Genomic DNA, 19,158 nt, shown 5'->3' on the forward strand with positions numbered 1-19,158 from the left:
GCTGGGAAATCCAGCCCCTCCGGCGTTTGAGGAGCGGGGTCCGGGGCGGAGCCTCGGTTACGGGAAGGGGCGGGGTGGGGGAAATGACGGTCCCCGGGCACGCCCTGCACCGGCAACGGCACCGCGTCCGCCAGCCTCGCCCGCAGCGCCCCCGCGCCGCGCCGTGCATCCCGTACGGACAGGGGTAGCGGGGACCAGCCCGCGAGGCGGCCCAGGGCCACCACCGGGGGGTGGACCGGGGAGATCGCCATGACGTCCTGCGGGGTGCCGGTCACCGGGGCCGCGCCCGGTGACGGCAGCAGGATGACCTGGTCCGCGTACTGCACCACCCGTTCCAGGCGGTGTTCGGCCATCAGGACCGTCGTCCCCAGGTCGTGCACGAGCCGCTGGAGCACGGCCAGGACCTCTTCGGCCGCCGCCGGGTCCAGCGCCGACGTCGGTTCGTCGAGGACCAGCACCTTCGGGTGCGAGGTCAGGACCGAGCCGATCGCGACCCGCTGCTGCTGGCCGCCCGACAGCGTGGCGATGGGACGGTCGCGCAGCTCGGCCAGACCCAGCAGGTCGAGCGTCTCCTCGACCCGCCGTCGCATCACGTCCGGCGCGAGGCCCAGCGATTCCATGCCGTAAGCGAGCTCGTCCTCGACGGTGTCGGTGACGAAGTGCGCGAGCGGGTCCTGCCCCACCGTGCCGACGAGGTCGGCGAGTTCACGCGGTTTGTGGGTACGGGTGTCACGGCCGTCGACCGTGACCCGGCCGGACAGTGTGCCGCCGGTGAAGTGCGGGACGAGCCCGGAGACGGCCCCCAGCAGGGTCGACTTCCCGACCCCCGAAGGGCCGACGAGCAGTACCAACTCGCCCTCGGGGACGGTCAGATCGATGTCGGAGAGGGTGGGCCGGTCCGCCCCCTCGTACCGTACCGAGACGTGCTCGAACCGGATCATGTCTGCTCCTTGAAGCCTGTGGGTGAGGGCGGCAGCGGTGCCACGACCGCGGGCAGCAGACCGATCAGGACCGCGGCGGCGGGCCACAGCGGCAGCACCGGAGCGGTCAGCGGTACGACGCCGGGGTGCAGCGCCTGCGGATCGGCGCTGCCCGCCCAGATCATCGCCGCGGCGACCACCGCGCCCGAGCCCGCCACCAGCCAGGCCCTGGCCCCCCACCGGTCGGGCCGGTAGCGGGTGCGGACCGAGCGGCGGCCACCCAGCCGCAGCCCCGCCATCGCGGCGACGAGGCCGACGAGCAGCAGCGGCAGCCCGTACACGGCACCCTGCGAGGCGAGCAGCCCGTACGTGCCCGCGCACACCCCCAGCAGTCCGCCGAGCGTGAGGACGTTCGTGGTGTGCCGGACGGCGGGCGGCACCTGCGCCGTACGCCCGTATCCGCGCGCGTCCATCGAGGCCGCCACCGCCACCGACCGCTCCAGGGCACCTTCCAGGACCGGCAGTCCGATCTGGAGGACGGCCCTGATCCCGCCGGTCGGCCGCCCCCGCAGCCGCCGGGCCGTGCGCAGCCGCACCACATCCGCGACCATGTTCGGCGCGAAGGTCATCGCCACGACGACGGCGACCCCCGCCTCGTACAGCGCGCCCGGCAGGGACTTCAGCAGCCGTGCCGGGTTGGCCAGCGAGTTCGCCGCGCCGATACAGATCAGCAGGGTGGCCAGTTTCGCCCCGTCGTACAGGGCGAAGACCAGCTGCTCGGCCGTGACCCGGCCGCCGATCCTGACGCCCTGCGCCCAGTCGGGCAAGGGCACTTCGGGGAGCGTGAACAGCGTGTGCGTGCCGGGGATCGGCGAGCCGAGAAGGACGGAGAACACCAGCCGTACGCCGACGACGAACAGCCCGAGCTTGATGAACGCCCCGTACGAACGGGCCCACGGTGCGTCCGTACGCCGCGCCGCCACCACATAACCCGCCACGCCGACCAGCAGCCCGAGCAGCAGCGGGTTGGCGGTCCGGGAGGCCGCGGTGGCCAGGCCGAGCGCCCACAGCCACCACGCCCCGGCCGGCAGCGCGTTGCTGCGGGTGGCCTCGGGTGCGCGCAGGGCGCGGTGGAGCCGGGCGGCACGGGTGGAGCGGGTCATCGGCGTCGGCGGGCCTGGAGGACGGCAGCGATACCGAGCAGCAGGACGGCACCGAGGCCGACGAGCACACCGGCCGACGGACCACTGCCGTCGTGGTCACCGGCGACCGGGGAAGTCGTGGCCGGGGCGGTCGCGGCAGGGGTGGAGTCGGCGGGCTCGGACGTGTCGTCGGGGTCCCCGGCGACCTGGTCCCCGCAGCCCGACGCCGGGTAGCCGGAGATCGCGCAGAGCAGCGCGTTACTGCTGTAGCGCAGCGGCGTCGCCACCGACGCGAGCGCTTCCGCCGCGCTCGCGTCCGGCTCCACCCGCGCGCACGCGGCGCGCAGCGCGGGCGGGGTCTCGCCGTCGGGGGCGTCCGCCGCCGTGCCCGGGTCGATGACGACACCGATCCGCTTCGTGCCGTCCCGGGCCGGCGTGCCCGCGCAGATCTCCTCGAAGTCCGGGGCGTGGCGCGGCTGCGCGGAGTCCTGGGAGTCCTCGCTCACGGAGAAGCGGAAGCCCTCCACCGCACCGTCGTCGGGCCGGGTCAGGGACGGGCCCTGGGTGGCGTACGTCCAGTTCTTCCCGTCGCTCTCCCAGAACGACCAGTAGCGGTACCCGGCCGCCTGTGCGCTCCCCGCGCCCAGCACGGCCAGGAGGCCGCCCACGACCAGCAGCAGGACCGCGGCTCCGGTCCGGCCCCGTGTGATACCCCCCGCTCGCTTCACAGCTGCTGGTTCTTCCGGCGGCTGCTGAGCAGGAAGCCGATTCCCGCGCCGAAGGCGAGGCCGACGCCGACGAGCCACCAGACGCCCAGGCCGCTGTCGTCGCTGCTCTTGTCCTTCACCGGCTCCTGCCCGGTGACGGTCGGCGAGGGGGCGGCGGTGGCGGCGGGCGCGGGGCCGGTCGCGTTGAGCTGCGCGACGAGGTCGACGCCGCCGAAGTCACGGGCGTCGGTGCCGGTGGCGTGCGCAGCGAGTACCAGCTGCGCGGTGGCCGCGGGCCCGCTCTGCTCGGCCCACTTCTTGGAGTTCTTCTCCAGCCACTTCACGGCTCCGGCCGCCTTGTCCTTGTGGCCGGAGGCGGCGAGCGCGACGACCGCGTCCGCGGTGTTGCCGAAGTCGGGCTGCGGCGCGGTGTCCTCGGCGCCCGGCATGGGCGGCAGGTCCAGGTACGGCTGCTTGCCGAGCAGGCCCGCGAGGTAGTACGCGCCGTTCTGGGCGGTCTGCTCGGGGCTGAGGTCCGTGCTTTTCTGGCAGACGGGGGCCTTCACCGCGTTGGAGTTGCCTGCGGCCAGGCCCTTGCCCATGGCGCCGAGCACCCCGGCCGCCGTGGCGTCCGCGTTGGCGGCGAGCTTTCCGTCCTTGTCCGGCTGGTAGGCGAACGCGCCGCCCTCCGCACCGCCGCACGGGATGGCGAACGTCTGGAGCGCCGCGTACGGCGTCTTCCCGCCGAGCGTGGTGATGTCGCCCAGCTTCTGGCCCGCCCTGGCGAGCGCGCCGATCACGATCGCGGTGGAGTTGGCGTCGCTCGGGCTGCCCGGGTTGTAGCCCCAGCCGCCGTCCTCGTTCTGTACGGTCTTCAGCCAACGGACGCCGCTGTCGACGGTCTCGCGGTGCATGTCGAGCTCGACGAGCGCCTGGACCGCGGCGGCGGTGGCGTTGGTGTCCGCCACCGTCTTCGGGGTGCAGTTCTTGGTGGCGTCGCGGTACGAGGGGAACGCGCCGCTCGCGCACTGCTGGCCCGCCAGCCAGTCCACCGCCTTCGTGGACGGCGTCACGTACTCGATCTTCTGGGCGAGCAGCGCGAGCGACTGGCGCCAGACACCGTCGTACGTCGGGTCCGATGTGCCGTACAGACCGGGCGGCAGCGCGGTGGTCGGGGACGGCGACGGGCTCGGGGCGGCGACCGCGGCGGGAGCGGCGGTGGCACAGAGCACGGCGGTGGTCGCGAGCGCGGCTGCGCTGCGGCGTACGGACATGGCTGGCTGGGCCTCTCCTGCGGTGACCGGGCGCAGGCGCACTGAGGCACCGGGCTCCGGCCCCGTATACCTCGACGGTGCCGGCCACCGGGGTTCCGGTGGCACGAGCCGGTCACGACCGCGTACAGGGCATTCCGACTTCACCGCCGCGGGGCGGAATACGAGATGGGGTCTCCCCTGCTCGAGCGGAGCCGAGAGCTTGGGGAAGGGCCAGTGCCGGACTTCCACCGGCTTTCCCCTGTACGGGCATGATGACGACCCGCTCACTCTACCGGCCCGCCCCGTGCCGCTCCCGGGCGGACGGCCCGGTCAGACCGCGACGTACGTCACCGGATCGCTGCCCGCCGCCTCCGCGCGCCCGAGCTTCACCAGGCGCCGCAGATGGGCCTCGGCCTCGGAGACGGCGATGGACCGGGAGCCGTGGGGGATCTGCTCCCAGGGCCTGTTCCACACCATCCGCTCGGCCAGCTGCCACGGGGTGAGGGGCGCGGAGAGCAGGGCGAGCAGCCCGGTCAGCCGCTCCTCGTGATGGTCCAGGAGCTCCCGTACGCGCCCGGCGGCGTCCGTGAACGCGTGCTGGTGCGCCGGAAGCACCTCGGCGACCCCGAGGCGGCCGATGCGTTCCAGCGAGTCGAGGTAGTCGCCGAGGGGGTCCGTGACCGTCGTGTCGTCCGGGTCCTCGTACAGCCCGATGTGCGGGCTGATCCCGGGCAGCAGATGGTCGCCGGAGAAGAGCCGGCCTCGGCCCGGCAGCCGCGCCGGGTGGTCCTCCTCCAGGTGGAGGCAGACGTGGCCGGGCGTGTGGCCGGGTGTCCAGATGGCGCGCAGCCGGCGGCCCGCAAGGTCCAGCAGCTCGCCCGGGACGATCTCGCGGTCCGGGATCGCGGCACGCAGCCCGGGCAGGGTGCGCATCCGGCCGCTCGCGCGGGCGGCCCTGAGCGGGGCGAGGTGTTCCTCGGGGGCGCCGGCCGCGGCGAGTTTCGCCGTGAGGTACGCCAGCCAGGTCGCCGGTTCGGACTCCCGGGTGCGGCGTACGACCTCGGTGTCCGCCGCGTGCATCGCGATCCAGGCCCCGGAGACCTCCCGGACCTGTCCCGAGAGGCCGTGGTGGTCGGGGTGGTGGTGGGTGATGACCATGCCGTGGATGTCGGTGACGGCGGTACCGAGGGAGCCGAGTCCCGCGACCAGGGCGTCCCAGGACTCCGGATCGTCCCAGCCGGTGTCGATGAGGACCGGCCCGCGGTCGGTGTCGACGAGGTGGACGAGGGTGTGACCGAGCGGGTTGTCCGGGATGGGCACCTTGATGCTGTGGATGCCTCCGCCGTGGTCGGTCACCTGGGTCATGGGTTCCTCGTCTCTGACAAGAACTCGTTCCAGTAGTAGCCCCAGTCAATCACTCTTGCCGCCGCGGATCGATGCCGATGCGTGGACTCCTGCAAGCGGAACTGGTATCAGTTCTGACACATAGTCAGGTACGTGCCGGGTTCGCGGGAGGCAGCAGCCATGACCGAGCTTGTGGAACACGGAAAACTGTTCATCGGCGGGGAGTTGACCGATCCGCTCGGCGACGGCGTCATCGAGGTGATCTCCCCGCACACCGAACAGGTCATCGGCCGGGTCCCGCACGCCTGCGAGGCGGACGTGGACCGGGCCGTCGCCGCCGCCCGCCGCGCCTTCGACGAGGGGCCCTGGCCGCGCACCACCCTGGACGAGCGGATCGCGGTGATCACCCGGATCAAGGACGCCTTCGCCGTACGGTACGAGGAGATCGCCCGCGTCATCAGCTCCGAGAACGGCACCCCGTACAGCTCCAGCGTCATGGTGCAGGCGCTCGCCGCGATGATGGTGTGGGACTCGGCGATCACGGTCGCCCGTACCTTCCCGTACGAGGAGCGGCGCGACGGAGTCCTCGGACCCCTGCTCGTACGCCGTGAACCGGTCGGGGTGGTCGCGGCCGTCGTGCCGTGGAACGTCCCCCAGTTCACCGCGGCGGCCAAGCTGGCCCCGGCGCTCCTCGCGGGCTGCACCGCCGTCCTGAAGGTCTCGCCCGAAACGCCCCTGGACGCCTACATCCTGGCCGAGATCGCCGCCGAGGCCGGGCTCCCGGAGGGAGTGCTCTCGATCCTGCCCGCCGACCGCGAGGTCAGCGAGTACCTGGTCGGACACCCGGGCGTCGACAAGGTGTCCTTCACCGGGTCCGTCGCCGCGGGCCGCCGGGTCATGGAGGTCGCCTCCCGCAACCTCACCCGCGTCACCCTGGAACTGGGCGGAAAATCCGCCGCGATCATCCTCCCCGACGCCGACCTGGACGCCGCCGTCGCGGGCATCGTCCCCTTCGCCTGGATGATCAACGGCCAGGCGTGCGTGGCCCAGACCCGCATCCTCGCCCCCCGCTCCCGCTACGAGGAGATCGCCGAGGCGTTCGCCGCGGCCGCGGGGGCATTGAAGGTCGGCGACCCGCTCGACCCCGCGACCGAACTCGGCCCGCTCGTCGCGCGGCGCCAGCAGCAGCGGTCCCTCGACTACATCCGGATCGGCCAGGAGGAAGGCGCCAAGATCCTTACGGGCGGCGGCCGTCCGGCCTCGCAGGAACGCGGCTGGTACGTCGAACCGACCCTCTTCGGAGACGTCGACAACTCCATGCGCATCGCCCGCGAGGAGATCTTCGGCCCGGTCATCTGCCTGCTCCCGTACGGGGACGAGGAGGAGGCCGTGAAGATCGCGGACGACTCCGAGTACGGGCTCAGCGGCAGCGTCTGGACCGCCGACACCGAGCGCGGCGTCGACATCGCCCGCCGGGTCAGGACGGGCACGTACAGCGTGAACACCTTCAGTCTCGACATGCTCGGCCCCTTCGGCGGCTACAAGAACTCCGGCCTGGGACGGGAGTTCGGGCCCGAGGGATACGGCGAGTTCTTCGAGCACAAGATGATCCATCTGCCCGCCGGATACCAGGGGGCGTGATGGGCGACCGCTGGCAGGTGGAGGTCGACCGGAGCGTCTGCATCGGCTCCGGGATGTGCCTGAACCACGCCCCGGAGGGCTTCCGGCTGGACTCGGCCAGGCAGTCCCATCCCGCCGATCCGGAGAGCGACGCCAACGAGAAGATCCTCGCGGCGGCCGAGGGGTGCCCCGTCGAGGCAATCACGCTCACGCTCCTGGCCTCCGGTGAGGTGGTGTTCCCGCCGGAGGAGTGAGAAGGAAAGGGCCGGAAGAAAGGGCTTCCCCCCAGCTCAGAGCCCGTGCGAGACTCCGGCGGAGATCGCACGGGCGCCCGCCCGTGAGAACGACGACCGGGCGGGGAAGCCACCTGTGGGTACGAGAAGAGCGGCGGCCGTTGCCGTAGCAGTGACCGGAATACTGACCGCCGTCGCCGGCTGCGGCCTCGGCGACGGCGATGCGACGGACAGCGCGGCGAAGGCGTCGCCAACGGCCGTAGCACCGTTCACCAAGGAGACGGTGGCCAACGAGGTGGGCGCGGCCGCGGACGCCTCGGGGCTCCCCGCGGGCGACGACTCGATGGCCGGTATGCCCGCGGGGGAGTGGCAGAACTGCGTGGCCCCGTGGCTGGCGGACGCGCCCGAGGCGGACGCCGCCGACGGGTTCGCCGCCACGGTCGAGCGGCTGCGGAAGCTGGGCTGGAAGATCACCACGAGCCGCGAGGACCAGGACGTCACCTTCCGCACCCTCACCAAGCAGGGCTGGAAGGTGTACGCCCGGCACTTCGCGATGGAAGGCTTCGGCGACCGGCAGCCGGTCTCCTTCACCGCCGTGAAGGACGGCTGCGCGCTGCCGGAGGAGGTTCAGGGAGACTTCTCCGACGACCCGGCCTAGGGCCTGTCCGGCGGATCAGGGCCTAACAGCCGGAGTCTGCGAGCGCGAAGTACCCCGCCGGTGACTCCTTGAGCGTGTGGGTGACGAACGTGTTGTACAGCCCCATGTTCTGGTTGGAACCGTTCGCGTACACGTAGCCGCCCGAGGTGTGCGCCCGGCCCGCCGTCACATGCGCGTAGTTGCTCGCGGTGAAGCACTGGACGGGGACGCCGCCCGTGGTGGTGGCGGTCACCGCCGACGTGGCGGCGCCGACGGCGCCCGAGGAGTCGACCGCCGCCACCGTGTAGCGGTAGGAGACCCCGGCGGTCAGCCCGGTGTCGGTGAAGGACGCCCCGGTGGGCGAGGCGACCTTGCTCCCGTCGCGGCGCACCTCGTACGAGGCGGCTCCCGCGACCGGACTCCAGGACAGCGAAGCGGAGTCGGCGGTGACACCGGTGACCGTCAGGCCGGACGGGGCGGGCAGTCCGTCGCCGCCGCCCGGTGCGCCCTGGTCCAGTCCCCAGAAGACGCCGGTGTAGTACGTCGAGCAGATGGTGTTCAGGAAGTACGCGGCCGTCGAGCCGCACTGCCCGGCGCCCGTACCGGGGTTCACGGGCAGGCCGTGGCCCATGCCGGAGACCGAGTACGTCTCGACGGCGGGCTTCCCGGACGCGTCGTTGTAGACGGTGCGGGTGGTGTTCCCCGGCAGGGTGCTGGTGCCGTCCGGGGTCTGGCCGATGCCCCACACATCGGTCCACTGGTCGCGCAGGGCGGTGGCGTTGGCCGGGTAGACCGTGTAGTCCGATGTGCCCTGCCAGATCGCCACCCGGGGCCACGGGCCGGTGTAACCCGGGTAGGAGGCGCGGACCTTGTCGCCCCACTGGGCCGGGGTGAGCTGCTGCGGCCCCGTCTGGCAGCCGGAAGCGGCGGCCTGGCTCGTGGCGCACTGGGCGGGCAGCCCCGAGGCCACGGAACCGCCCGCGAACACGTCCGGGTAGGCGGCGAGCAGATTCGCGGTCATGCCGCCGCCCGCGGAGAGCCCCGTGACGTACACCCGGCGGCCGTCGGAACCGTACGTCCGCTTCGCGTACTCGACCATCTGCACGACGGACGCGGCCTCGCCCCGGCCGCGGGTGTCCTCCGCCGGATCGAACCAGCTGAAGCAGGAGAGAGAGTTGTTCGCGGACGTGGTCTGCGGGAAGACCACGTCGAAGCCCCAGGTGTCGGCGAACTTCGGCCAGCCGGAGTTGGCGTAGTAGGCGTTCGCGGTCTGGGTGCAGCCGTGCAGGGCGATCACCAGGGGCGCGCCCGCCGGAACATGCGCCGGGGTGTACGCGAACATCTGGAGGTTTCCGGGGTTGGTGCCAAAACCGGTGACCTGCTGAAGAGTATCGGCGGCGACGGCCGGCTGAGCGGCCGTGGCGGTGACCGGCGTCGCCAGCAGGACGCCGAGGACGGCGGTGGACGCGACGCACCGGAACAGGCGTCGCAGGATCGATGGGCGCATGGTGGGGGCCTCCCTGATCGGACGTGCGGACTGCTGCCGGAACCTATGAGCCGGGGCCGGGACCGCCCATGTGGCGGGCGGCCACCCGCGTCGGCCTGGTGTGTGCGGCACGGCCCTTGCGCAGGTCAGGGCGGTGCGCCGGGCCGCCGCCGCCCCGAACCGCCGCTTGCCCGGCAGCCGTCCCGCACCATGTACGCCGCCACCATGTACGCGTACGAGGGTGTGTGCACCGACCCCGTGTGATGCGGGCGGCGACCTCCTTACCGTGACGGCCATGCAGACTTCCCGGACACCGGACCACGCGCCCGCCCCTTCCCCCGCCGACGGCGTGCCGCCCCCGTCCGCCGACCGGTTCCTGACCGGCCGCACCGCCCTGGTGACCGGCGCGGCGAGCGGCATCGGACTGGCCTGCGCACGGACGCTCGCCGCAGCCGGCGCCCACGTGTACGTCGTGGACAAGGCGGCCGACGCCGCCAAGAACCTGGCCGATGAGATCGGCGCGACCGCCTGGGTGGTCGACCTCTCGGACCCCGAGGCGGTGGACACCCTGCCCGCCGACGCGGACATCGTGGTCAACAACGCGGGGCTCCAGCACATCGCCCCCGTGCACGCGTTCCCGCCCGAGCGCTTCGCGCTGATCCAGCGGGTCATGGTCGAGGCCCCGTTCCGCATCTTGCGCCGGACCCTGCCCGGCATGTACGAACGCGGCTGGGGGCGCGTCGTCAACATCTCCTCCGTCCACGGACTGCGCGCCAGTCCCTACAAAGCGGCCTATGTCACGGCCAAACACGCACTGGAAGGACTCAGCAAGGTGGTCGCGCTCGAAGCTGCGGAGCACGGGGTGACGAGCAACTGCGTCAGCCCCGGATACGTACGCACCCCCCTGGTCGAGAACCAGATCGCGGCGCAGGCCCGTACCCACGGCATCTCGGAGGAGGAGGTGGTGGGACAGGTCATGCTGGAACGCAGCGCCGTCAAGAGCCTCATCGAACCCGAGGACGTGGCCGAGGCCGTCCTGTGGCTGTGCGGTCCGCGCACCGGGCACATCACCGGCACCTCGCTCTCCATGGACGGCGGCTGGACCGCCAACTGACCCACCGACCCGACCCGCGCACTCCCGACGAACGATGGCCGCCCATGTCTGAACCGTCCCCCTCCGCCGCACCCCACCTGCGACGTCTCCTCGGGCTGCTGGCCGACGACGCCCCCGCCGAGGCGCTCGGCGCCGTCTCCTCCGCGGCGAGAGCCGCCGGCGTGCCCGCCGCGGACCTGGCCGAGGTGGAAGGGGCGGTCGCCACGGCCCTGCGGATCAGGGGCGCCCTGCGTCAGCACCGCCGCCGGGAACTCCAGCTCACCGCCCTCTTCGACACGGCGGGAGACCTGGCCGCCTCCCGCGACCTGGACGAGGTGCTGAAGGCCATCGTGCGGCGGGCCAGGATGCTGCTCGGCACCGACACCGCCTACCTCACCCTCCCCGACGAGGAGGCCGGGGACACGTACATGCGGGTGACCGACGGCTCGGTGTCCGTGCTCTTCCAGCGGCTGCGGCTGGAGCTCGGCGAGGGGCTCGGCGGCCTCGTCGCACAGACCGCCAGCCCGTACGCGACGCCCGACTACCGCACCGACGAACGTTTCCGCCACACCGAGAACATCAACGCGGGTGTGCTGGCCGAGGGGCTCGTCGCCATCCTCGGCGTCCCCCTCCTCCTCGGCTCCAGCCGCGGCGGTACGGGGAAGGTCATCGGCGTCCTCTTCGCGGCCGACCGCTCCCCACGCGTCTTCAGCCCGGACGAGGTCGCCCTGCTCTGCTCCCTCGCCGCGCACGCCGCCATCGCCATCGACACCGCCCGCGCGCTCGCCGACACCGGGGCGGCCCTCGCGGAACTGGCCCAGGCCAACGCCGAACTGGCCGAGGCCAATGCCGCCGTGCGCGAGCACTCCGCCGCCATGCAACGGGCCGAGGAGGCCCACGACCGGCTCACCGACCTGGTGCTGCGCGGGGGAGACGTCACGGATGTCGCCACGTCCGTCGCCGGTCTGCTGGACAGTCCGCTGACCATCCACGACCCGGCCGGACGCCCGCTGGCGGCCGTCCGGCCGGACGGGACGGCCTGCGCCGCCGACGGCGCGGATGCGGAATGGCTGGCCGAGACCGCCGAGGAGTCCCGGGCCGGAGGGCGTGCCGTGCACCGTGACGGGCGGTGGATCTGCGCCGTACTCGCCGGGCAGGAGCTGCTGGCCAGTCTGGTGCTGCACCAGCGCCGACGCCTCGACGACTCCGACCGCCGGCTGTTCGAACGCGCCGCCGTGGTCACGGGGTTGCTCCTGCTGCTGCGGAGAACGGTGGCCGAGACGGAGAACCGGATTCGCGGCGAACTGATCAGCGACCTGCTGAGCGACGCGGAACGCGACCCGGCCGGTCTGACCGAGCGCGGCCGCCGGCTGGGCATCGACCTGGACCGGCCCCGGCTCCTGCTGGTCGCCGAATCCGGCGCCCGGGAGAGGCTCGGCGCCGCCGCCATGCGGTATCTGTTCGGCGGGGACATCCACGGAGTGAGCGCCGAACACGCGGGAACGGTCGTGCTCCTGGTCGACTGCGCAGACGAGGGTACGGGCGCGGGCGCCGGCTCCGGGCGGTCGCCCGGTGAGGTGGCCAGGGCGGCGGCGGCCCAGCTCGGCCACCTCGTCCAGGCCCCCGTCACCGTCGCCGCGGCGGGCCCGGCGGGCGGACCGCGGGAACTGGCCGCCGCGTACGCGGAAGCGGCCCGGTGCCTTCGGGCGATGCGGGTCCTCGGCCGTGCGGGCGAGGGTGCCTGTGTGGACGAACTCGGCTTCCTGGGTGTGGTGCTGGGCAACGCACAGGACGTCGACGGCTTCGTCCTGGCCACGCTGGGGCCGCTGCTGCGGTACGACGAGCGGCGCGGCACGCATCTGGTGCGGACGCTGAGCGCGTACTTCGGGGCGGGGGGCAGCCTGATCCGGGCCAAGGACGAGCTGCACGTGCACGTCAACACGGTGGTGCAGCGGCTGGACCGGATTCAGGTGCTGCTGGGGCGGGACTGGAACGAGCCGGGGCGGGCGCTGGAGTTGCAACTCGCGTTGCGGCTGCACCTGTTGTCGGGTGGGCGGGAAGGGTGACCGGGGCGGCCGGTTGCCGCCTTGGCCTCAATCGACAGAAGTGTCTGAACCGTTCAGCAGGTGGTGGGCGATTTCCTTTGCTCCTCTGTCGCCCGTCAGCACCGTGTAGTGGTTGACGTCCGGTATCCGTACCGTCCGGACCGTCGTTCCCGTGAGGCCGGCCGCTGCGAGGCGGGTTTCGTCGTACAGGCCCTGGGCCTCGTCCATCAGGCCCCGTTGCGCCCACAGCAGCGTCGCCGGGGCCGGTAGTTCCCGTACCGCCGACACCACCTCATCGGCGAAGAGGCCGACCCCGTCGGTGCGTACGGCCTCGATCCGGCAGGTGGAGTGCAGCGCGGGCTCCTCACCCGTCAGATCGCGCTGGATGTACGCGTCCACCTCCGCCGACCACGCCCCGGCGAACGCGGGATGCGCCTGCCAGAAGGCCCGGTAGGCGGCGCGGTCGGGGAAGGCCATCGACAGCCGGTCCATCGCCGGTCCGATGACGGCTGTCAGGAGCGCGTCCGGGGAAAGATGGGTGGGCGCGGGGAAGCCGACCCCGCCGTCGACGAGCAGCAGCGGACCGAACCGCTCCGGATGCCGCACGGCGGCCAGCGCCGCCACGAACGCGCCCATCGAATGACCGGCCAGCACCACCCGGCCGAGGCCCAGCGCCTCGGCCAGGGCTGCCGCGTCGTCCGCGTGCGCGGCGATCCCGTACGGGCCGGGCAGCCCGGAACTGGCCGCCCGGCCCCGCAGATCCGGGGCGATCAGAGTGACCCGGCCCGCCAGCGCCCGGGCCACACGGCCCCAGGACAGGGCGTTGGCCGTGATGCCGTGCAGGGCCACGACCACCGGCGCGCCGGTCTCGCGGGCCGGCCAGCGCAGGGCCGCCAGTTCGCCTCCGGCGACGGGGACCCGCAGTTCTTCGTACCGGGCGGGGGTCATGGGTTCTGGTTCTCCTTCGTGTTCCGGGAGGCGCGGCGGCCCGCGCCCAGCCGGCCCGGCAGCCGTGCGAGGCCGCCGGGCAGCAGATGCACCACGGCCACGAACAGCACCCCGAGCAGGAACAGCGGCTGGGACAGCGGTACCCGCAGCACCGCCGGCAGATCGGCGACCGCTCCCGATCCGGCGAGGTCGCCGAGCCGGTGGTCGGCCCAGGTGTACAGAATGCCGCCGACCATCGGCCCCCAGCGGGTGCCGGACCCGCCCAGTACCACCATCACCAGCAGCGACAGCGTGAAGTCGGAGGTCGTCGTCTGCGGGGTGGAGCCGCCGGTGAGCAGGAGGTGGACGAGCCCGCCGACCGCCGCCAGCGCACCCGCCAGCACGAAGGCCGTCAGCTTGAACCCGTACGGCTTCAGGCCCAGCACCTCCACCCGGCGCTCGTTCTCCTTGATGCCCTCCCAGACCCGCCCGGTGGGGGAGCGGACCGCCCAGTGGACGACACCGAGGGTGAGGACGAGGTAGGCCAGCGCGATCCAGTAGAGATTCGCCGTGTTGTCGATGCCGACGAGCCCGGACGGCAGCAGCCCGGCGGGCGCCGCCCGGCCCTCCTCGCCGCCGGTGAGACCACCGGGGTTGCGGGAGACGAGGATCGAGCCCGCCTGTGCGAAGGCCAGCGTCACCATGGAGAAGCCGATGCCGGTGACCCGCAGGCTCACCGAACCCAGCACCAGCGCCAGGGCGATCCCGAAGCAGAGGCCGAGCACGGCCGAGACGGCGAACGGCAGCCCTGCCTCCAGCAGGAACATATTGGTGGCGTAGCTGCCGGCCGCGAAGTACAGCGCATGCCCGAAGGACAGCAGCCCGGTACGGCCGAGCAACAGGTCGTAGCCGGTGGCCAGGGCGCCGAACAGCAGGCAGGTGGCGAGGAGTTGGAGGGACCCTGGACTGCCCACCGGGCCGTCCAGGAGCCCCGGCAGCGGCAGCGCGCTGAACGGTGCGACGACCAGGGCGAGCAGCACGGCGGCGGGCCACCAGTGCAGCACCCGGGCCGGAGCCCCGGCCGCCGGACGCGGCGCCCCCGCGGCCGGTGTGCCGTCGGTACGGTCGTGTGTCTCGGTGGCGGTACTCACGCGAGCCTCCCGGTCAGTCCGCGCGGCCGGACGAGCAGCAGCGCGCCGAGCAGGACGACGACGGCCAGATCGCCGAGGCCCGCTGCGGTGTAGTAGTTGGCGAACTGCTGGACCAGGCCGATGACGACGGCCGCCACGGCGGCCCCGGTCACCGAACCCATGCCGCCGGTGACCACCACCACGAAGGCGAAGATCAGCAGCGAGGTGCCCTGCCGGGGGTCGACCGAGCCGAAGTACAGCCCGCCCAGTGCCCCGCCGAGCGCGGCGACGCAGCCGCCGATCGCGAAGACGAGCGTGAACGCCCTGCGGACGTCGATGCCCAGAGCGGTGACCATCGCCCGGTCCTCGACCCCCGCCCGTACGACGAGCCCGTGCCGCGTCCGGCCGAGGAACAGCCGCAGCGCCACGAGGACCACGACCGCCGCGGCGATCAGGACGAGCCGGTTGACCGGGACGTGCGCGCCCAGCAGCCCGAAAGTTCCCGACAGTGCCTCGGGTCCAGGGAACGTCAGGGCGTCCGGGCCCCAGATCCCCGAGAGGAGCGCGGGGACGGCGAGCCCCACCCCGACCGTGGCGAGCACCTGTTCGCGTGGCCGGGTGTAGAGCGGGCGGACCACGGCGAGTTCGAGCAGGACGGCCGCCGCGGTGCCCACCGCCGTACCGAAGAGCACGGCGAGGGCGAAGCCCGCACCGCCCGGGCCCGCGCCGGGCAGATTCCCGGACGCCGCCCACCAGGTGCCGTACGCGCCGATGGAGAGCAGCGCACCGTGCGCGAAGTTGAGCACGTCCATCAGGCCGAAGATCAGTGAGAGGCCCGACGCGATCAGGAAGTAGAGCGCCCCCAGACCGAGCCCGGTCATGGTGAGCAGAACGATGGTGGACATCAGGAATCCGCCTCCGCGGTCGGGGAAGAGGCATGGGCGGCCGGACCGTGCCCCACGCCGAGCAGTCTGCGGGCCGCCTCCGCGTCGCCCAGCAGCGCGTCAGCCGGACCCTGGTGCGCGGTGCGCCCGTCGGCGAGGACGACGCACTGCCCGGCCAGCCGCCGTACGACGGCGAGGTTCTGCTCCACGAGCAGCACCGGCACCGCCTCGGCGGCCCGCTCCAGCACCTGGGCGACCTCGGTGACGACCCGGGGCGCGAGGCCCTTGGTGGGCTCGTCGGCGATGACGAGCCGGTTGTCGTTGAGCAGGGTGCGCCCGATGGCCACCATCTGCTGCTGGCCGCCGGACAGTGTTCCGGCCAACTGCCGTGCGCGCTGCCTCAGTTCGGGAAAGAGTTCGTGCACGAGTGCGTACGCGGGCTCGCCGGCCCCGCGCCGTTCGGCGAGCCGCAGATTCTCCGCGACGGTCAGCCCGGCGAAGATCCCGCGGTCCTCGGGGGCGTACCCGATGCCCCGCCCGACCACGGTGTGGGTGGGCAGCGCCACGGTCTCCTCGCCGTCCAGCAGCACGCTGCCGGCGCGCGGGACGAGGCCGAGGATGCCGCGTACGGTCGTGGTCTTGCCCGCGCCGTTGCGGCCCAGGAGCGCGGTCACCCCCTGGCGTGCCACGTCCAGGTCCACGCCGTGCAGGATGTGCCGTCCGCCGATCAGGACCCGCAGGTCCCGTACGGCGAGCAGGATGTCCGGGTCCGGTGTCACAGCCCCTCCCCGAGGTAGGCCCGCTGGACCGCCGGATCGGCGGTCACGGCCTGCGGGGTGTCCAGCGCCAGCAGCTGTCCGTGGTGCATCACGGCGAGCCGGTCGGCGAGGCCCAGCAGGACGTCCATGTGGTGCTCGACCATGAGGACGGTGCGGCCCTCGTCGCGGTGCAGGGTGCGGATCAGTTCGGTGAGTGCGGGAACCTCCTCGGCGCTGACCCCGGCCATCGGCTCGTCGAGGAGCATCAGCCGCGGCTCTCCGACGAGCAGCACCGCCAGTTCGAGCTTGCGCTTCTCCCCGTGGGACAGCTCGGCGGCCGGCACCTGAGCCCGGTGACCGAGGCCCGTGCGCTCCAGGACGCCGTGGACCTCGGCGGTGTACGGGGAAGCCCGCCGCCACAGCCGGTACGAGCCGCCCTTCGCCGCCTGCGCGGCGAGCCGGACGTGGTCGGCGACGCTCATCCCGGGCCAGAGGCTGGACGTCTGGAACGTCCGGCCGATCCCACGGCGTGCGCGGACGTGCGCGGGCTGCCCGGTCATGTCCGTGCCGTCCAGCGCCAGGGTCCCGGCCGTGGGTGTGGTCAGCCCGCTGATCAGGTTGAACAGGGAGGTCTTGCCGGCCCCGTTGGGGCCGATGAAGGCCAGGAACTCGCCCTCGCCGACGCTCAGGGTGATGTCCTCGACGATGGTCGCTCCGCCGATGCTCCAGCCGAGCCCGTCGAGGCTCAGCACGGGGGCGGAGGCGTGCCCCTTGGGTCCGGGGTCCGTGGTGATGTCCGGAGCCGTCATCGCTCAGCCCGCCGAGGGCTTGACGGGCGGGGCCACCTCGTCCATCGGCTCGGTGCTCACCAGCTCCGGGGTGGCGCCCGCGCCCTTCCCCTTCAGACGGGCCACGAACATCGGCTGCACCAGGGCGTGGTCCTCGGCGCGGACCTGCGTCGTGCCCTTCACCCCGTCGAAGGTCCAGCCCTCCAGGGCCTTCGCCATGGCCGCGGTGTCGGTGGCGCTGCCCTTCTCCACGGCACGGACGATCATCTGGGCGGCCGTGAAACCGTCCGGGGTGAACAGGTCGGGGGTGCCGCCCGCCTTCTCGACCGCGTCCAGCATGGCCTGCTCCACCGCGTTGCCGCCGCCCGCGCCGGGGAAGTAGTGCGCCAGGAACGAGACCTTGGAGCCGGCCGCTCCGAAGACCGGGTACGAGGCCGTTCCGGCCAGTCCCGTGACCACCTTCCCCGCGTCCAGCACGCCCTGCTGGTCCAGTGCCGTCCACAGGGCGGGGGCGGTGGAACCGGCCCAGGCGACGAAGACCAGATCGGTTCCGGCGGACTTCACCTGCCGGGCGAACGGGGTCAGGTCCGTCGCCCCGGGCGGCGCGAGCACCGAGCCGACCTCGGCGCCCCTGGCGCCGAGGACCGCCTCGACGGCGGTGACGTTGGCCTGACCGAAGGTGGAGTCCTGGGCCAGCACCGTGACCTTCTTGCCCTTGGCGTCGCCGAGCATCGTGCCCGCGGTGAGGATGTCCTGGTAGGACTGCCGGCCGGACCGGAAGGTGTACGCGTTGATCCCGGTCACCGCGTCGGTGGCGGCCGGGCCGCTGACGTACAGCACCTTGTTCTGGGCGGCGAGCGGGGCCATCTGGAGGGCGACGCCGGAGTCGGTGGTGCCGGCCAGCACCTTGTAGCCCTTGCCGATCAGGTTCTTCGCGGCGGAGACCGCCTTGCCGGGGTCGCCCGCGTCGTCCTGCTCGGTCACCTCGATGCGGTGGCCCGCGACCTTGCGGGTGCCCTTGGTGGCGTGGTCGAGCCCCGCCATGAACCCGTCGCGGTACTGCTTGCCGTAGGCGGCGAGCAGCCCGGTCCGTGAGTAGACCAGGCCCACCTTGACGGAGTCGTCCTTGCCGTCGGCGGAGTCGGAGCCGCCCGCCTGCCCGGCAGCCGTGCAGCCGGCCAGGAGCAGTGCGGCGGTGGCGAGGGCGGCTGCGGTCAGGAATCTGTGCTGGACGGCTACGGCTCTGCGACGGCGCATGGTGACCGGCTCCTCGGCGTGGTTCGGATGATGTCGGCCGAACCTATGAACACCGTGGCGCCGTCGATATGGTGCAGGAACCCTCACCTGGCCGGGTCCCCATGTGGGTGCCCGACACGGGCACCGGACCGGGTCCTACCGGTCCCCGGGCGGACCGGCCTCCGGACTCGTCAGGTCGATCAGCCTGCACACCGTCTCGATGTCTATCTTCACCTGCGCGATCGAGGCCCGCCCCGACAGCCAGGTGATCAGCGCGGAGTGCCAGGTGTGCTCGATGACACGGACCGCCGACAGCTGCTGCGGCGTCGGGTGCTCCAGCCCCATCGAGTCCAGGACGATCTTCGTCGTGAGCCGCGAGACGGTGTCCACCTCGGGGCTCACACTGCGGTCGGCGAAGGTCAGCGCCCGCACCATGGCATCGGCCAGATGCGGCTCCCGCTGGAGCGCCCGGAAGGCCCGCATCAGCGTCTCGGCGACCCGGTCCGCGGCGCTCTCGCCGGTCGGGGGGCGCTTGCGGAGCGTGCTGTGCATGTGCTGGAGCTGGTCCTGCATGGTGGCGACCAGCAGATGGATCTTGGATGGGAAATAGCGGTAGAGCGTGCCCAGGGCGACCCCGGCGGCCTCCGCGACCTCGCGCATCTGTACGGCCTCGAAACCGCCCTTGCTGGCGAGCTGGGCGCTGGCGTGGAGGATACGGCGGCGGCGGGCCTCCTGACGTTCCGTCAGTGGAGGCGATGCGGGTCTGGCTTCCGCTGTCATGTGTCCCCATCCATGGCTTCTGTCCGCAACCGGTACAGGGGAGCGAGATTCCGGGCGCGCACAGCATGCCAGGGTGCCTGCCGTGGCGCGAATCACCTGATCCGGCGGTTACGCCGACGCTACCTGCCGGTAGATTCGATGCTCGTTGAACGATCCGGTCTGAAACTTGTTCTAG

The 19,158-nt window shown here is 72.6% G+C and carries 18 protein-coding genes; 5 read left to right on the top strand and 13 right to left on the bottom strand.

The features are described from left to right. The 5 genes from ACFT7S_RS33065 to ACFT7S_RS33085 form a co-directional block, all read right to left on the bottom strand. Positions 1–941: ABC transporter ATP-binding protein (locus ACFT7S_RS33065; protein WP_382738326.1), on the bottom strand; the 941-nt coding region annotated here is incomplete at its 3' end. Next, the gene (locus ACFT7S_RS33070) at positions 938–2,083 is read right to left on the bottom strand and encodes an energy-coupling factor transporter transmembrane component T (RefSeq protein ID WP_382738329.1); all 1,146 of its coding nucleotides are present in this window, start codon (positions 2,081–2,083) and stop codon (positions 938–940) included. The genes ACFT7S_RS33070 and ACFT7S_RS33065, both read right to left, overlap by 4 nt. Further along, entirely contained in the window at positions 2,080–2,772 is a 693-nt protein-coding gene (locus tag ACFT7S_RS33075; RefSeq protein ID WP_382738455.1) for an SCO2322 family protein, read from the bottom strand. The genes ACFT7S_RS33070 and ACFT7S_RS33075 overlap by 4 nt, the downstream gene beginning before the upstream one ends. A gap of 14 nt (positions 2,773–2,786) precedes the next feature. Further along, on the bottom strand, positions 2,787–4,043 hold the full coding sequence (locus ACFT7S_RS33080) for a prenyltransferase/squalene oxidase repeat-containing protein (protein ID WP_382738331.1): 1,257 nt from the start codon (positions 4,041–4,043) through the stop codon (positions 2,787–2,789). A gap of 309 nt (positions 4,044–4,352) precedes the next feature. Then, positions 4,353–5,387 (bottom strand): MBL fold metallo-hydrolase, encoded by a 1,035-nt coding sequence (locus ACFT7S_RS33085; RefSeq protein WP_382738334.1) that lies wholly within the window; start codon positions 5,385–5,387, stop codon positions 4,353–4,355. A 159-nt stretch (positions 5,388–5,546) separates the two neighbouring features. Between ACFT7S_RS33085 and ACFT7S_RS33090 the strand changes: the two genes are divergently transcribed. The 3 genes from ACFT7S_RS33090 (at position 5,547) to ACFT7S_RS33100 (ending at position 7,877) form a co-directional block, all read left to right on the top strand. Next, positions 5,547–7,007: an aldehyde dehydrogenase gene (locus tag ACFT7S_RS33090; protein WP_382738337.1), complete on the top strand. Its 1,461-nt coding sequence runs from the start codon at positions 5,547–5,549 to the stop codon at positions 7,005–7,007. Next, positions 7,007–7,240 (top strand): ferredoxin, encoded by a 234-nt coding sequence (locus tag ACFT7S_RS33095; RefSeq protein WP_382738340.1) that lies wholly within the window; start codon positions 7,007–7,009, stop codon positions 7,238–7,240. Before ACFT7S_RS33090 ends, ACFT7S_RS33095 begins: the two co-directional genes overlap by 1 nt. Before the next feature lie 115 nt (positions 7,241–7,355). Continuing rightward, complete coding sequence (locus ACFT7S_RS33100; protein WP_382738342.1) at positions 7,356–7,877, top strand: hypothetical protein; 522 nt, start codon at positions 7,356–7,358, stop codon at positions 7,875–7,877. A 22-nt stretch (positions 7,878–7,899) separates the two neighbouring features. On the opposite strand, the gene ACFT7S_RS33105 is transcribed toward ACFT7S_RS33100, so the two are convergent. Continuing rightward, complete coding sequence (locus ACFT7S_RS33105; protein ID WP_382738345.1) at positions 7,900–9,363, bottom strand: PHB depolymerase family esterase; 1,464 nt, start codon at positions 9,361–9,363, stop codon at positions 7,900–7,902. Positions 9,364–9,637: 274 nt separating this feature from the next. On the opposite strand from ACFT7S_RS33105, the gene ACFT7S_RS33110 reads away from it, so the two are divergent. Together ACFT7S_RS33110 and ACFT7S_RS33115 are read left to right on the top strand one after the other, a co-directional pair. Next, a complete protein-coding gene (locus ACFT7S_RS33110) occupies positions 9,638–10,456 on the top strand; it encodes a 3-hydroxybutyrate dehydrogenase (protein WP_382738348.1) in 819 nt (272 codons plus the stop codon). A gap of 44 nt (positions 10,457–10,500) precedes the next feature. Next, positions 10,501–12,501, top strand: a complete 2,001-nt coding sequence (locus tag ACFT7S_RS33115) for a helix-turn-helix domain-containing protein (protein ID WP_382738351.1) — start codon at positions 10,501–10,503, stop codon at positions 12,499–12,501. A 27-nt stretch (positions 12,502–12,528) separates the two neighbouring features. Here the strand turns inward: ACFT7S_RS33115 and ACFT7S_RS33120 are convergent, their stop codons facing one another. The 7 genes from ACFT7S_RS33120 to ACFT7S_RS33150 form a co-directional block, all read right to left on the bottom strand. Continuing rightward, complete coding sequence (locus ACFT7S_RS33120) at positions 12,529–13,428, bottom strand: alpha/beta hydrolase (RefSeq protein ID WP_382738354.1); 900 nt, start codon at positions 13,426–13,428, stop codon at positions 12,529–12,531. Next, positions 13,425–14,558 (bottom strand): branched-chain amino acid ABC transporter permease, encoded by a 1,134-nt coding sequence (locus tag ACFT7S_RS33125; protein ID WP_382738357.1) that lies wholly within the window; start codon positions 14,556–14,558, stop codon positions 13,425–13,427. The genes ACFT7S_RS33120 and ACFT7S_RS33125 overlap by 4 nt, the downstream gene beginning before the upstream one ends. After that, positions 14,555–15,442 carry a branched-chain amino acid ABC transporter permease gene (locus tag ACFT7S_RS33130; protein ID WP_362841336.1) on the bottom strand — a complete coding sequence of 296 codons (888 nt, stop codon included), beginning with the start codon at positions 15,440–15,442 and terminating at the stop codon, positions 14,555–14,557. The genes ACFT7S_RS33125 and ACFT7S_RS33130 overlap by 4 nt, the downstream gene beginning before the upstream one ends. Then, positions 15,442–16,200 (bottom strand): ABC transporter ATP-binding protein, encoded by a 759-nt coding sequence (locus tag ACFT7S_RS33135; protein WP_382738360.1) that lies wholly within the window; start codon positions 16,198–16,200, stop codon positions 15,442–15,444. Before ACFT7S_RS33135 ends, ACFT7S_RS33130 begins: the two co-directional genes overlap by 1 nt. Beyond that, positions 16,197–16,988 carry an ABC transporter ATP-binding protein gene (locus ACFT7S_RS33140; protein ID WP_382738363.1) on the bottom strand — a complete coding sequence of 264 codons (792 nt, stop codon included), beginning with the start codon at positions 16,986–16,988 and terminating at the stop codon, positions 16,197–16,199. The genes ACFT7S_RS33135 and ACFT7S_RS33140 overlap by 4 nt, the downstream gene beginning before the upstream one ends. 3 nt (positions 16,989–16,991) lie before the next feature. Then, positions 16,992–18,224: a substrate-binding domain-containing protein gene (locus ACFT7S_RS33145; protein WP_382738366.1), complete on the bottom strand. Its 1,233-nt coding sequence runs from the start codon at positions 18,222–18,224 to the stop codon at positions 16,992–16,994. Between the two features lie 135 nt (positions 18,225–18,359). Continuing rightward, positions 18,360–18,983, bottom strand: coding sequence for a TetR family transcriptional regulator (locus ACFT7S_RS33150; protein ID WP_382738369.1), 624 nt, complete (start codon positions 18,981–18,983; stop codon positions 18,360–18,362). Positions 18,984–19,158: the final 175 nt, after the last annotated feature.

The sequence above is a fragment of the Streptomyces sp. NPDC057136 genome (assembly GCF_042670885.1).
Taxonomy (GTDB): domain Bacteria; phylum Actinomycetota; class Actinomycetes; order Streptomycetales; family Streptomycetaceae; genus Streptomyces.

Excerpts from the sequence above, each read along its gene's own strand:
- ACFT7S_RS33070 (WP_382738329.1), bottom strand. The coding sequence starts at position 2,083 with ATGACCCGCTCCACCCGTGCCGCCCGGCTCCACCGCGCCCTGCGCGCA.
- ACFT7S_RS33080 (WP_382738331.1), bottom strand. The coding sequence starts at position 4,043 with ATGTCCGTACGCCGCAGCGCAGCCGCGCTCGCGACCACCGCCGTGCTC.
- ACFT7S_RS33085 (WP_382738334.1), bottom strand. The coding sequence starts at position 5,387 with ATGACCCAGGTGACCGACCACGGCGGAGGCATCCACAGCATCAAGGTG.
- ACFT7S_RS33090 (WP_382738337.1), top strand. The coding sequence starts at position 5,547 with ATGACCGAGCTTGTGGAACACGGAAAACTGTTCATCGGCGGGGAGTTG.
- ACFT7S_RS33095 (WP_382738340.1), top strand. The coding sequence starts at position 7,007 with ATGGGCGACCGCTGGCAGGTGGAGGTCGACCGGAGCGTCTGCATCGGC.
- ACFT7S_RS33105 (WP_382738345.1), bottom strand. The coding sequence starts at position 9,363 with ATGCGCCCATCGATCCTGCGACGCCTGTTCCGGTGCGTCGCGTCCACC.
- ACFT7S_RS33110 (WP_382738348.1), top strand. The coding sequence starts at position 9,638 with ATGCAGACTTCCCGGACACCGGACCACGCGCCCGCCCCTTCCCCCGCC.
- ACFT7S_RS33115 (WP_382738351.1), top strand. The coding sequence starts at position 10,501 with ATGTCTGAACCGTCCCCCTCCGCCGCACCCCACCTGCGACGTCTCCTC.
- ACFT7S_RS33120 (WP_382738354.1), bottom strand. The coding sequence starts at position 13,428 with ATGACCCCCGCCCGGTACGAAGAACTGCGGGTCCCCGTCGCCGGAGGC.
- ACFT7S_RS33130 (WP_362841336.1), bottom strand. The coding sequence starts at position 15,442 with ATGTCCACCATCGTTCTGCTCACCATGACCGGGCTCGGTCTGGGGGCG.
- ACFT7S_RS33140 (WP_382738363.1), bottom strand. The coding sequence starts at position 16,988 with ATGACGGCTCCGGACATCACCACGGACCCCGGACCCAAGGGGCACGCC.
- ACFT7S_RS33145 (WP_382738366.1), bottom strand. The coding sequence starts at position 18,224 with ATGCGCCGTCGCAGAGCCGTAGCCGTCCAGCACAGATTCCTGACCGCA.
- ACFT7S_RS33150 (WP_382738369.1), bottom strand. The coding sequence starts at position 18,983 with ATGACAGCGGAAGCCAGACCCGCATCGCCTCCACTGACGGAACGTCAG.